We start from the raw sequence: 12,805 nt of genomic DNA, 5'->3' as shown, positions 1-12,805 counted from the left end.
ACCGGACCGGGGGAGTCCGGTAGAGATGGCCGGTCGGGCCGAACAACGGGCCTTTGGCGGTGTGGCCTGAACAGGTCTAGCTTCGTAGCCTGTCAGGCGGGGACCGATAGCGCTGGGAGGGCGAGCCGTGGAGGGCACCGAGTCCGGCTGGGGCCGGCCTGCCGAACCAGCGCCGCGCTGGCGCGCGCTGCTCGACCGGGCACGCCTCGGTGGCCGTACCGGTGAGCAGCCTGAGGTGGCGGACCCCAACGGGGCGGCGCCCCGGTCGCGGGAGAATGGTCGCGGCACGGCCCAGGTGCCCAACGGCATCGCGCAGGTGCCGGGTCACCATCCGGAGCCGGGGCATTCCACCGGTGGCAGTTGGATGGGCGACTCCGGCCATCCGGCCGGTCCCGGTCACCCCTCGACCCTCGGCCACCCCGGCTATCCCGCCGATCCGGCTGATCATGGCTATCCGGCCGACCAGGGACCGCCGGCGCCGGCCGCCGGACGGTACGCCGCCCTGGCGCCGCCGCCGGCTCCGGCCGCCCCGGGTGGCTACCCGCCCGGCTATCCGGTGATGCCCGGCCACCCTGCGGACCGGGCCGCTCGGCCGGTGCGCCCGAGTGTGCCGCCACCATCGGAACAGGGCTTCCCGGGCGGCCCCGAGGTCGGCGGCTACCCGCCGGCCGCCGAGCCGCCGCGCCGGGGCGGACCTGGGCCGGGGCCGGGGTACCCGCCGGGCCCGGACGGCGGTGGCGGATACCCGGCACGGATCGAGTGGCGGGAGAGCCGGCCCGACGCGGAGGTCGACCGGGCCACCGGCATCCTGCGTCGCAACCTCGGCATACCGCGGGTGCTGGCGTTCGCCAATCCGAAGGGCGGGGTGCACAAGACGACGGCGACCGTGCTCGCTGCGGCGACGATCGGTAGCGTCCGTGGCCGTGGGGTGCTCGCCTGGGACGACAACGAACTGCGCGGCACGCTCGGACTGCGGGCCGGCAGCGCCCGTCATGCCCGGACCATCCGCCATCTGATCTCCGATCTGGTGGAGATCGAGGGCTCGCACGGCTACGAGCTGACCGACCGGCTCGACGACTACCTCCGGCACGCCTCCGACGGCTCGTACGACGTACTCGCCGGTGAGGAGAGCCCTCGGTTCGCGCAGCGGCTCGACCCGCACACCGTCCGGCGGGTGCTGGAGCTGCTCCGCCGGACCCACGACGTGATCTGTGTGGACACCGGCAACAACGTGGAGAGCGCCAACTGGCAGACCGTCCTGCAGGCCGCCGATCAGCTGGTGGTCACCTGCGTGCCCCGGGAGGACGCGGCGTTCACCGCGGACTGGATGCTGGACCTGCTGGACGATGTCGGCATGGGCGACCTGGTGCGCAACGCGGTGACCTTGCTGTCCTGCCCGAGTCCGGGGCCGATGCCGTTGCTCGACGACCTGCGCCGGCACTTCGCCACCCGGACCCGGGCGGTGGCCGTGGTGCCCTACGACCCGGCCCTGGAAACCGGGTCGTCGATCGAGTACGTGCAGTTGCAGCCGGAGACGCGGCAGGCATGGCTGCAGGCGGCCGCGATGATGCTGGAGCCGTTCGTCCGCTGAGTCCGGGCCCGTCCCGCTGGCCCCTGGTCAGTCCGCTGGCACCCGGTCGGCTGTCGGCTGGCAGCCGTGCGCCACACCCCAGCGGGAGCACCGGCCGTCCGGGTCGGGCGTCGTGTGTGCGATCCACGCGAAGTAGCCGGCGTGGTTGGTCCGCTCGTCGGGCATGTACCGGTCGACGGTGGCGGACCCGGCGGAGGCGAGCACGAACAGCAGCGGCACGAGCAGCAACCCGACCGGTACGGTCGGCTCCCGGCCCGGGGCGGCGGCGCCGGTGCGGCCGCGCCAGTGCTGGACGGCGAGCAGCACACCGAATCCGGTGAGGATCAGCAGGCAGTAGAGCACCACTGCGGTGGTCCGCGGATACAGCCGTACGGTCTGGGTCTCCCACTGCTCGCTGGCCAGCCACATCCGCAGGAACCAGGCACTGGCCGCGCACGCGCCGAGGGCGATCACGATGCTGCGCCGCCAGGCCAGCGCGAGGGCCAGCCCGAGCCCGGCGGCGAGCAGCAGGGTGAACAGTCCGACCCCGCCGAGTTCGCCGACCGGCGGCCAGACCGGGCCGACGTCGGCCGGCCGGTCGTTGCGCCACATCGCGATGTACGCCGGCTCGGTGTCGGTGTCGAAATAGAAGTAGTCGTCGGAGGTGCCGCCGGTCGGGGCGAGCAGGCCGCGCAGATGCACCCATCCGACCAGCACGAAGCTGACCAGGGTTGCGCCGCCGAGCAGTAGGATCGACCGCCAGCCGGCCCGCCACGGGGCGGCCAGCGCGACGGCCACCAGCATGCCGCCGGCGCACCAGACGAACCATCCGGAGTAGAGCAGGAAGAGCAGCCCGAGTCCGACCCCGGCCACCGCACCGGCCAGCAGCGCCCGGCGGTCGGTCATCCGGTCGGCCCGGCGGACCGTCGACAGGAATCTCACCAGTACCGGGATCAGCATCACCAGGGTGATCTGCGGGTACGGCTTGACCGGTTCGATCATCGGCAGCATCGCCAGCACCCCGACGGTCACCGCCCAGAGCGGACGCAGCACCAGTCGCCAGGCCAGATAGGCGGCCGGGCCGAACAGAGCCGTACCGGCCAGTTGGAGGTCCTTGAGGGCGAGGACGTGCGGCTGGTCGGTCAACCGCGCCCAGGCCCCGATCACCCAGAAGACGACTGGTGGGTAGTGGTCGGATATGTCCTGCCCGGACCACAACGCGGCGGTCCACTCGAGGATCCACTGGTAGTCGCCGCCGCCGGCCCACAGCGGCAGCCGGGTGCCGCGCAGTGCCACCGCGATCCCACCGGCGACGAGCCCGGTGGCGAGCCCGGCGACTGCGGCGCAGCCGGCCCGGACGACGTACGGCCGGTGCGCAGCGGCGAGCAGCCGGTGCATCAGCACCATCGCAACGACCAGCACGCCGGCCAGCACCGCGAACCGGAGCTGGAGTGCTGCCAGACCGCTCACCTGCCCTTTCCGGTCCAGTGGATCGACATCTATGTCTTTGCTCCAGGCCAGGAACCCGAACGCGGCACCGATGCTGACCAGCGTCTCGACGCCGATGCCGGCCAACCTGGAGCGAAATGTGGGTATCTGTCTGGCTGTGTTCACACAGAGACGGTAAACCCTCGCTGACAGTGTTGTCGGGTGGAGCTCGTACTCTCCTGGGAGTGTCGTGAGTCGGGGGCGAGTGAAAGTCGTGCCGGCCGTGCGGCTGCGGTCCCCGCGCGCCTCGGTGCGGGGCCGCTGGCGACACGATAGGGTTCGCTGGTCGTGCCGGGACGGGAGAAGGGGGCCGGGTCGGTGTCCGATAGTTTTGTGCACCTGCACGTGCACACAGAGTATTCGATGCTCGATGGAGCGGCCCGGTTGAAGGAACTGTTCGCCGAGGCCAACCGTCTGGAAATGCCGGCCCTGGCGATGACCGACCACGGCAATCTTTTCGGCGCGTACGACTTCTTCAAGCAGGCGACCGGCGCCGGGGTGAAACCGATCATCGGGTTGGAGGCATATCTCACACCCGGGACGGACCGTCGGGACCGGACCCGGGTACGGTGGGCCGACGGCGGAGAGAACGACGTCTCCGGTGGTGGCGCGTACACCCACATGACGATGCTGGCGGCGGACGCGGACGGCCTGCGTAACCTGTTCCGGCTGGGCTCGCGGGCGAGCCTGGAGGGGTACTTCTACAAGCCGCGTGCGGACCGGGAACTGCTGAACGAGTACGGCAAGGGGATCATCGCGACCACGGGGTGCCCGTCCGGCGAGGTCCAGACCTGGTTGCGGATCGGTGACTTCGAGAAGGCGTGCGCGTCGGCGGCCGAATTCCGCGACATTTTCGGTGCCGACAATTTCTACCTGGAGTTGATGGATCACGGACTGGGTATCGAGACCCGGGTCCGGGATGATCTGATCCGGCTCGGTAAGCGGTTGAATCTCAAACCGGTCGCGACCAATGATCTGCACTACACCCATGAACGCGACGCGGACGCGCACGAGGTGCTGCTGTGTGTCCAGTCCGGTTCGACGATGGCGGACCCGAAACGGTTCAAGTTCGACGCCCGCGACTTCTATCTCAAATCCGCGGCGGACATGCGGAAACTGTGGGACGCCGAGGTGCCGGGGGCGTGTGACAACACCCTCGAGATCGCCGAGAAGATCGGCGACTATTCGGCGTTGTTCGCCTCCCGGGACCTGATGCCGCAGTTCCCGGTGCCGGCCGGGGAGACCGAGGAGTCGTTCCTGCGGGCCGAGGTGCTGCGGGGGCTGGAGCGCCGCTTCCCGGGTGGGGTGCCCGACGGGCACCGCCGGCAGGCCGAGTACGAGCTCGACGTGATCCTCAAGATGGGTTTCCCGGGCTACTTCCTGGTGACCGCGGACCTGGTGCACTACGCCAAGCGGGAGGGGATCCGGGTCGGTCCGGGCCGTGGTTCGGCGGCCGGGGCGCTGATCGCGTACGCCCTGGGCATCACCGAGCTGGACCCGATCCCGCACGGCCTGCTGTTCGAGCGGTTCCTGAATCCGGACCGGGTGTCGATGCCGGACATCGACATGGACTTCGACGAGCGTCGCCGCGGTGACATGATCCGCTACGCGACCGAGCGGTACGGCGAGGAGCGGGTCGCCCAGATCATCACCTACGGCACGATCAAGGCGAAGGCCGCGATCAAGGACGCGGCGCGGGTGCTCGGCTACCCGTTCGCGATGGGTGACCGGATCACCAAGGCGATGCCGCCGCCGGTGATGGGCAAGGACATCCCGCTGACCGGCATCTTCGACCCGAAACACCCGCGCTACCCGGAGGCGGTGGAGTTCCGGGGGCTGTACGAGTCCGACGGCGAGGTCCGCAAGATCGTCGACACGGCCAAGGGCCTGGAGGGGCTGAAACGGCAGTGGGGGGTGCACGCGGCCGGGGTGATCCTGTCCCGCGACCCCTTGGTGGACGTGCTGCCGATTCAGAAGCGGGAGCAGGACGGGGCGATCATCACCCAGTGGGACATGGGCGCGTGTGAGTCCATCGGCCTGCTGAAGATGGACTTCCTCGGGCTGCGCAACCTGACCGTGATGGACGACTGCCTGGCCGGGATCGCCGAGAACCAGAACCTCAACCTGGTCCTGGAGGATCTGCCGCTGGACGACAAGCGCGCCTACGAGCTGCTCGCCCGTGGTGACACGCTCGGGGTGTTCCAGCTCGACGGCGGGCCGATGCGGTCGCTGCTGCGCTCGATGGTGCCGGACAACTTCGAGGACATCTCCGCCGTCCTCGCCCTGTACCGGCCGGGTCCGATGGGCGCCAACGCGCACAACGAGTACGCCGACCGTAAGAACAACCGTAAACCGGTGGTGCCGATCCACCCCGAGCTGGCCGAACCCCTCGCCGACATCCTGGGCGACACCTACGGGTTGATCGTCTACCAGGAGCAGGTCATGGCGATCGCCCAGCAGCTGGCCGGCTACACGCTCGGCGCCGCGGACCTGCTGCGTCGGGCGATGGGTAAGAAGAAAAAGGAGATCCTGGACAAGGAGTACGTGCCGTTCTCGCAGGGCATGCGGGACAACGGCTACTCCGACGAGGCGATCAAGACGCTGTGGGACATCCTGGTCCCGTTCTCCGACTACGCGTTCAACAAGGCGCACACCGCCGGCTACGGCCTGGTGTCCTACTGGACGGCGTACCTCAAGGCCAACTACCCGGCCGAGTACATGGCCGCGTTGCTGACCAGCGTCGGCGACGACAAGGACAAGGCCGCCGTCTACCTGGCCGAGTGCCGGCGGATGAAGATCAAGGTGCTGCCGCCGGACGTGAACGCCTCCGGGGCCCGGTTCACCGCCGTCGGCGCCGACATCCGGTTCGGCCTGGCCGCCGTGCGTAACGTGGGTACGAACGTGGTCGACGCGATCGCCCGGTGCCGCAAGGACAAGGGCGCCTACACCGATTTCTACGACTTCCTGCGCAAGGTCGACGCGGTGGCCTGCAACAAACGTACCGTCGAGTCGTTGATCAAGGCGGGGGCGTTCGACTCGCTGGGGCACACCCGCCGGGGCCTGCTGACCGTGCACGCCGACGCGATCGACTCGTTCATGGACCTCAAACGCAACGAGGCGGTCGGCCAGTACGACCTGTTCGGCGACGCGTTCGGCGCCGCCGACCCGGCCGGCGGCGGCGCGGGTCCGATGGTGGTCACCCCACCGATCCCGGACGGCGAGTGGGACAAGACCGACCTGCTCACCTTCGAACGGGAGATGCTCGGCCTGTACGTCTCCGACCACCCGCTGTTCGGTGTCGAGCACGTCCTCGCCAACGCTGCGGACATGTCCATCGCCGCCCTGTCCGAGGACGGCGCGGTCGCCGACGGCACCGTGGTCAACCTCGCCGGCATCCTCTCCGGGGTGCAGCGGCGGATCACCAAACAGGGCCGGGCGTGGGCGTCGGCCACCCTGGAGGACCTGGGCGGCGCCGTCGAGGTGCTGTTCTTCCCGAACACCTACGAACTCGTCGGCCAGTACATCGCCGAGGACGCCATCGTCGTGGTGAAGGGCCGGGTCGACCGACGCGACGACCAGCCCCGGCTGATGGCGATGGACCTGTCCGTACCGGAGATCACCTCCGCCGACGAGATCAAACCCATCGTGATCGCACTGTCCCCGGCCCGCTGCACCCCACCCCTGGTCGACAGCCTCCGCGACGTGCTGACCAGCCACCCCGGCTCGGCCGAGGTGCACGTCAAACTCGTCAACGGCGGCCGCGCCACCCTGCTGCGCCTCGGCCCGCACCGGGTCGCCCCGACCACCGCCCTGATGGCAGACCTCAAGGCGCTCCTCGGCCCCACCGCCGTGGCCGGCTGAGATCTGCGAGAGGATCGACGGGTGAGTTCCACCGCTGACGCCGGCCCACCCGGTGATCCGACCGGCCCGTCCGGGGCGTCGCCGGCGCCGCCGCCCGACACCGGCGCCGTGGAGCCCACCCGGGCCGCCGGCCGGCGCCGGATCTGGCGTCGGCCCGGGCTGTACGTCGCCGCCGCGATCACCGTCGGTGGTGCTCCGCTCGGCGTCGCCTGGTCGATGCTGGCCCCCTGGATTCCGGTGGTCAGAACCGAGCAGGGCGCGGCGGTACGCGGCGGCGCCCCGGAGTACTTCGTCGCCGCCGACGGCTGGTTCGCGATGCTCGGCGTCGGCTACGGGATCCTCGCCGGGATCGTCGTCTGGGCGTCGTTGCCCCGGTCCCGTGGACCGTACGGGCTGGTCGCCGTCACCGTCGGTGGGCTCGGCGCGGCAGCGCTGGCCTGGACCCTCGGCCGGCAGATCGGCCTGGCCGGCTACCAGCGGGCACTGGAGACGGCGGCGCTCGGTGCCCAGTTGGAGCGGCCACCGGATCTGCAGGCCGGCGACTTCGACCTGTGGTTCGGCGTGCTGCCGACGGTCACCGGCGCGTTCGGTGCTCCGGCGCTCGGCGCAGTGCTGGCGTACACCATGCTGGCCGGCTGGTCCAGCCACCCGGACCTGCGTCCCGAGCCGGACCAGGTCGGGGCCGGACCCGACCACCCGGACCTGCGTCCGGAGCCGGTCCCGGACGTCGCCGCCGATCCGCGGATCAGTTCGGACTCGCCGGAATCGCCAACTCGGGCAACGGGACCGGCACCGCCCGCACCCGGCGCAGCAGCGCCACCTCCCGATTGAGCATCCGCAGCTCGGCCCGTAGCCGCCGGGCGGTGTCCAGCTCCGCCAGCAGCGCCTGCCGCTCACTGATGTGCAACGCGGCGGTCGCCGCCACCAGGTGGGACAGCACGGTCGGCTGCTCCGGCAGCTGTTCGGTGATCTCGGCCGAGTCGGTCCGGACCAGGTCGAGATACTGCCGGAACACCGCGAGCAACTGCGGCGCCAGCAGGTCGGCCAGCTCCTCGGACCCGGTCGGCTCGGGCAGCCACTGCACCGACGCGGTGAGGTACGGCGTACCTTCGGTGGCCAGGTCGGTGATCCGGAACCGGCGCCGACCCACCGTCACGAGGTCGTACCGTCCGTTCGGCAGCTCGGTGACCTGCCGCAGCTGCGCGGTGCAGCCGATCTCGTGCAGGCTCACCGAGGTCGGCGTCGGCGCGCCCGGCGGCCCGGCGGTCGGCAGCACCTCCCAGCCACGCCGGATCGCCACCACCCCGAACTCCCGGGGGACCCCGTCGGGCAGGCTGGTCAGATGCCGGACCAGCGCCCGGTAGCGCTCCTCGAAGATGTGCAGAGGCAGCACCAACCCGGGGAAGAGCACCGTCCCGAGCGGAAAGACCGGTAGCCGCTGACCCACCGGTCGAGCCTAGCGTGGTCACGCTCACTGTCCCGTCCGCTGGACGGGCGGCGTCCGGCCAGTGGGAGGACGCCTAGACTCGCAGGCGTGCTGAACCGGATCGACCTGCGAGGCGGGTCACGCGACCCGCGTGGCCTGCTGCCCCGTGCCCAGCTCGACGTTTCCGCGGCGGTCGAGCGGATCCGCCCGCTGGTGGAGGCGGTCCGTGACCATGGCTACCCGGCGATCCGGGAGGCGGCCGAGCGGTTCGACGGGGTCAGCCCGCACCGGCTGCGGGTGCCCACCGAGGCGCTCGCCGCGGCTGAGCGTGACCTCGACCCCGGGGTCCGGGCCGCGCTGCTGGAATGCATCGACCGGACCCGGCGGGTGCACGCCGACCAGCGCCGGACCGACGTCACCACCCAGGTGGTGCCCGGAGGCACCGTCACCGAACGCTGGGTGCCGGTCGGCCGGGTCGGGCTGTACGTGCCCGGCGGGCTGGCGATGTACCCGTCGACCGTGGTGATGAATGTGGTACCCGCCCAGGTCGCCGGGGTGGCGTCGCTGGTGGTGACCAGCCCGCCGCAGCGCGACAACGACGGGCTGCCCGACGCCCGCGTACTGGCCGCCTGCGCCCTGCTCGGCGTCGACGAGGTGTACGCGGTCGGCGGCGCCCAGGCCGTCGCGATGCTCGGCTACGGTGCCGCCGTCGATCCGGACGGGACCGACCGGTGCGCCCCGGTCGACGTGATCACCGGGCCGGGCAACATCTGGGTCACCGCCGCCAAGCGGCTGCTGCGCGGGGTGGTCGGCATCGACGCCGAGGCCGGCCCGACCGAGATCGCCATTCTCGCCGACGACACCGCCGACCCGGTGCACGTCGCCGCCGACCTGATCAGCCAGGCCGAGCACGACCCGTTGGCGGCCAGCGTGCTGGTCACCCCGTCGACCGGGCTGGCCGACGCGGTCGACCGGGAGCTGGCCCGGCAGGTGCCGGCCACCCGGCACGCCGACCGGATCGCCACCGCGCTCGGCGGCGAGCAGTCCGGCACCGTCCTGGTCGACGACCTCGACGCCGGTCTGGCCGTGGTCGACGCGTACGCCGCCGAGCACCTGGAGATCCAGACCCGGGACGCCCGGCAGTGGGCGCTGCGGGTCCGCAACGCCGGGGCGGTCTTCGTCGGCGCGTACGCCCCGGTGTCGCTGGGCGACTACTGCGCCGGCTCCAACCACGTCCTGCCCACCGGCGGCTGCGCCCGGCACTCCTCGGGTCTGTCGGTGCAGTCCTTCCTGCGCGGCATCCACCTCGTCGAGTACGACGCGGACGCGTTGCGTGACGTCGCCGACCACGTGGTCACTCTGGCCGAGGCCGAGGACCTGCCGGCGCACGGGCAGGCGGTCCGGGCCCGGTTCGCCGACCCGACCGGCAGCGCCGCCCCGGCAGCGAACTCACCGGCCGTTTCCCCGATCGCGGGTGGATCGACGGTGACCAGATGACCGGCCCGATCACCCTGGACGACCTGCCGATCCGCGACGATCTGCGCGGGCGCAGCCCGTACGGCGCACCGCAGTTGGACGTGCCGGTGCGGCTCAACACCAACGAGAACTCCTACCCGCTGCCGGACGTCGTGGTCGAGGCGATCGCCGAGGCGGTCACCGCCGAACTGCGGGAACTCAACCGCTACCCGGACCGGGATGCGGTCGCGCTGCGGGCCGACCTGGCCGGCTATCTCGGCCATGGGCTGACCACCGCCGGGGTGTGGGCGGCCAACGGCTCCAATGAGATCCAGCAGCAGCTGCTGCAGGCGTTCGCCGGTCCCGACCGGGTGGCGCTCGGCTTCACCCCGGCGTACTCGATGCATCCGCTGCTGGCGGTGGGCACCGGCACCCGGTGGGTGGACGGCCGGCGCGGACCCGACTTCGACCTGTCCGCCGACGACGCGGCCGGCCAGGTGGTCGAGCACCAGCCGGACCTGGTCTTCCTCTGCTCCCCGAACAACCCGACCGGGACCGCCCTGGACCCGGCGGTGGTGCGGGCGGTGCTGGCCGCCGCGCCGGGCATGGTCGTCGTCGACGAGGCGTACGCCGAGTTCGCCCGCCCCGGCACGGCCAGCGCGGTGCAGCTGCTGTCGACGCATCCACGGCTGGTGGTGACCCGGACGATGAGCAAGGCGTTCGGTTTCGCCGGCGGTCGGCTGGGCTACCTGGCCGCGCATCCGGCGGTGGTCGACGCGGTCCAACTGGTCCGCCTGCCCTACCATCTGTCGGCACTCACCCAGGCGGCGGCCCGGGCGGCGCTGGCGCACCGGGACACCCTGCTCGGTACGGTACGGGTGATCATGCATCAGCGGGACCGGATCGTCGCCGAGCTGCGTCGGCTCGGGCTCACCGTGGCGGACAGCGACGCCAACTTCGTGCTGTGCGGTGTCGATGGCGTCGCCGGTGGCGACCAGCGGGCCGTCTGGCAGGCGTTGCTGGAGCGTGGGGTGCTGGTCCGCGACGTCGGGCTGGCCGGCTGGCTGCGGGTGACCGCTGGGACGCCGCAGGAGACCGACGCGTTCCTCGCCGCGATGACCGAACTGGTCGCCAAGGCCGAACGAGCCGCCACGTCGCAGACAGCCGCAAATTTCCTCCCTGGCCTGCGGGCCGGAGCGTCCACGGAAGGAATCTGATGAACCGCACCGCGCGGGTCGAACGCACCACGGCCGAGACCAAGGTGCTGGTGGAGCTGGACCTCGACGGCACCGGCACCGCCGACATCGGCACCGGTGTCGGCTTCTACGACCACATGCTGCACCAGATCGCCCGGCACGGCGGTTTCGACCTGACCGTACAGACGGTCGGTGACCTGGAGATCGACGCGCACCACACGATGGAGGACACGGCGATCGCGCTGGGCACCGCGCTGCGCCAAGCGCTGGGCGACAAGGCGGGCATCCGCCGGTACGGCTCGGCCACCATTCCGATGGACGAGGTGCTGGTACGAGCGGCGGTCGACCTGTCCGGCCGGCCGTACGTGGTGCACGACGAGCCGGCGCTGGCGCCCTACATCGGGCCGGTCTACCCGACCAGCATGACCCGGCACATCTGGGAGTCACTCGGCCACTCGGCCATGATCACGCTGCACGTGTCGGTGCTGCGGGCCGCCCGCGACGGCGGCCACCCGGATGCGCACCACGTGGTCGAGGCCCAGTTCAAGGCGGTCTCCCGGGCGCTGCGCGAGGCGGTGGCGATCGACCCCCGGTCGGCCGGCTCGGTGCCCAGCACCAAAGGCGCGCTGTAACGTGGACAGCTTCCTGCCGGTAGCGCTGTTCGCGCTGGCCGGGGTGCTGGTCGGTGGTGCCTGGTCGCTGCATCGTCAGGGTGCCGGGCGCGGTGCCGTCGGCCTGGCCGCCGGGCTCGCCCTGCTGGCGGTCGCCGCCGGTGTGTTCTGGCTGCTACCCGGAGGTGACTGATGGCCACGCCACCGCCGGCCGTCGTGGTGCTCGACTACGGCTCCGGCAATCTGCGCTCCGCCGAACGCGCACTGGCCCGGGCCGGTGCCCAGGTGACCGTGACCGCCGACCTGGCCGCGGCCGACGCCGCCGCCGGGCTGGTGGTGCCGGGTGTCGGCGCGTACGCGGCCTGCATGTCCGGCCTCGACGAGTTGGGCGCGGCGCCGGTGATCGGCCGGCGGGTCGCCGAGGGACGCCCGGTGCTCGGCATCTGCGTCGGCATGCAGATCCTCTTCGAGTACGGCGAGGAGCACGGGGTGGTCACCAAAGGGCTCGGCCTGCTGCCCGGCGGGGTTCGCCGGCTGCCCGCCGAGCGGGTGCCGCACATGGGCTGGAACACCGTCGCCGCGCCGGCCGGCAGCACCTTGTTCGCCGGGCAGCCCGCCGACGCCCGGTTCTACTTCGTGCACTCCTACGCGGCGCTCGCCGTCGATCAGCTGACCGCCGCCGGCGCCCTGGTCACCACCACCGGTCACGGGGGCCGCTTCGTGGCCGCCGCCGAACGCGGTGCGCTGTCGGCGACGCAGTTCCATCCGGAGAAGTCCGGCCAGACCGGGGCCACCCTGCTGGGCAACTGGCTGGCCATGCTGACTGCGCCGACCACGACGGGAGGGGAGGACCGGTGAGCAAGGAACGGGCCCGCCGCCGGGCCGCCCGGCTGGCCGAGGCGGAACGCGAGCGGGCCGCCCGGGCCCGGACCAGCGCCCGCCGGCAGCGTCGTCGGTCCGCGCTGCGCCGGCTCACCCCACGCCGGCCGGGCGGGCGCACCGGGCGGTTGTTCATCCGGCGCAGCCGCGCCGAACGCGCCGGGATCGCAGTGCTGACCGTGGCGGCGCTGGCGGTCGTCTGGCTGGCCGTGCCCGACATGGCGCTGCGCCTGCTGCTGATCGCCGTACTGCTGCTCGTGGCACCCGCCGTCGTGGTCATCGCACTCGGCCGACGGACCTGACACCCACCATCTTCGAG

The 12,805-nt window shown here is 71.8% G+C and carries 10 protein-coding genes and 1 pseudogene; 9 read left to right on the top strand and 2 right to left on the bottom strand.

Annotated features, from left to right (window positions below; translation table 11 throughout):
• The first annotated feature begins 106 nt into the window (after positions 1 to 106).
• Positions 107 to 1,591, top strand: a complete 1,485-nt coding sequence (locus O7553_RS16155; protein ID WP_281555626.1) for an AAA family ATPase — start codon at positions 107 to 109, stop codon at positions 1,589 to 1,591.
• Between the two features lie 27 nt (positions 1,592 to 1,618).
• On the opposite strand, the gene O7553_RS16150 is transcribed toward O7553_RS16155, so the two are convergent.
• Entirely contained in the window at positions 1,619 to 3,184 is a 1,566-nt protein-coding gene (locus tag O7553_RS16150) for a hypothetical protein (RefSeq protein WP_281550586.1), read from the bottom strand.
• Between the two features lie 192 nt (positions 3,185 to 3,376).
• Between O7553_RS16150 and dnaE the strand changes: the two genes are divergently transcribed.
• The gene (gene dnaE, locus O7553_RS16145; RefSeq protein WP_281550585.1) at positions 3,377 to 6,919 is read left to right on the top strand and encodes a DNA polymerase III subunit alpha; all 3,543 of its coding nucleotides are present in this window, start codon (positions 3,377 to 3,379) and stop codon (positions 6,917 to 6,919) included.
• Positions 6,920 to 6,940: 21 nt separating this feature from the next.
• Positions 6,941 to 7,750 (top strand): DUF2567 domain-containing protein, encoded by an 810-nt coding sequence (locus tag O7553_RS16140; RefSeq protein ID WP_281550584.1) that lies wholly within the window; start codon positions 6,941 to 6,943, stop codon positions 7,748 to 7,750.
• Here the strand turns inward: O7553_RS16140 and O7553_RS16135 are convergent.
• Positions 7,665 to 8,366, bottom strand: coding sequence for an LON peptidase substrate-binding domain-containing protein (locus O7553_RS16135; RefSeq protein ID WP_281550583.1), 702 nt, complete (start codon positions 8,364 to 8,366; stop codon positions 7,665 to 7,667). The two genes, O7553_RS16140 and O7553_RS16135, sit on opposite strands and share 86 nt — an antisense overlap.
• An 87-nt stretch (positions 8,367 to 8,453) precedes the next feature.
• Between O7553_RS16135 and hisD the strand changes: the two are divergent.
• The 6 genes and pseudogenes from hisD to O7553_RS16105 all read left to right on the top strand — a co-directional run.
• Positions 8,454 to 9,746 (top strand): annotated as a pseudogene (gene hisD, locus O7553_RS16130) (histidinol dehydrogenase); the annotation flags it as partial.
• Positions 9,747 to 9,838: 92 nt separating this feature from the next.
• Entirely contained in the window at positions 9,839 to 11,017 is a 1,179-nt protein-coding gene (locus O7553_RS16125; RefSeq protein ID WP_281550582.1) for a histidinol-phosphate transaminase, read from the top strand.
• Positions 11,017 to 11,628, top strand: coding sequence for an imidazoleglycerol-phosphate dehydratase HisB (gene hisB, locus O7553_RS16120; RefSeq protein ID WP_123602584.1), 612 nt, complete (start codon positions 11,017 to 11,019; stop codon positions 11,626 to 11,628). Before O7553_RS16125 ends, hisB begins: the two co-directional genes overlap by 1 nt.
• A gap of 1 nt (position 11,629) precedes the next feature.
• On the top strand, positions 11,630 to 11,800 hold the full coding sequence (locus O7553_RS16115) for a hypothetical protein (RefSeq protein WP_281550581.1): 171 nt from the start codon (positions 11,630 to 11,632) through the stop codon (positions 11,798 to 11,800).
• Positions 11,800 to 12,465 carry an imidazole glycerol phosphate synthase subunit HisH gene (gene hisH, locus O7553_RS16110; RefSeq protein WP_281550580.1) on the top strand — a complete coding sequence of 222 codons (666 nt, stop codon included), beginning with the start codon at positions 11,800 to 11,802 and terminating at the stop codon, positions 12,463 to 12,465. Before O7553_RS16115 ends, hisH begins: the two co-directional genes overlap by 1 nt.
• A complete protein-coding gene (locus O7553_RS16105) occupies positions 12,462 to 12,788 on the top strand; it encodes a hypothetical protein (protein ID WP_278170174.1) in 327 nt (108 codons plus the stop codon). The genes hisH and O7553_RS16105 overlap by 4 nt, the downstream gene beginning before the upstream one ends.
• The last annotated feature ends 17 nt before the right edge of the window (positions 12,789 to 12,805 follow it).

Origin of the sequence: Solwaraspora sp. WMMA2059 (assembly GCF_027497315.1) — a bacterium.
In the GTDB taxonomy this organism is placed as follows: Bacteria; Actinomycetota; Actinomycetes; order Mycobacteriales; family Micromonosporaceae; genus Micromonospora_E.
This window is presented reverse-complemented; position numbering and strand designations above follow the sequence as displayed.

Excerpts from the sequence above, each read along its gene's own strand:
- O7553_RS16125 (WP_281550582.1), top strand. The coding sequence starts at position 9,839 with ATGACCGGCCCGATCACCCTGGACGACCTGCCGATCCGCGACGATCTG.
- hisB (WP_123602584.1), top strand. The coding sequence starts at position 11,017 with ATGAACCGCACCGCGCGGGTCGAACGCACCACGGCCGAGACCAAGGTG.
- hisH (WP_281550580.1), top strand. The coding sequence starts at position 11,800 with ATGGCCACGCCACCGCCGGCCGTCGTGGTGCTCGACTACGGCTCCGGC.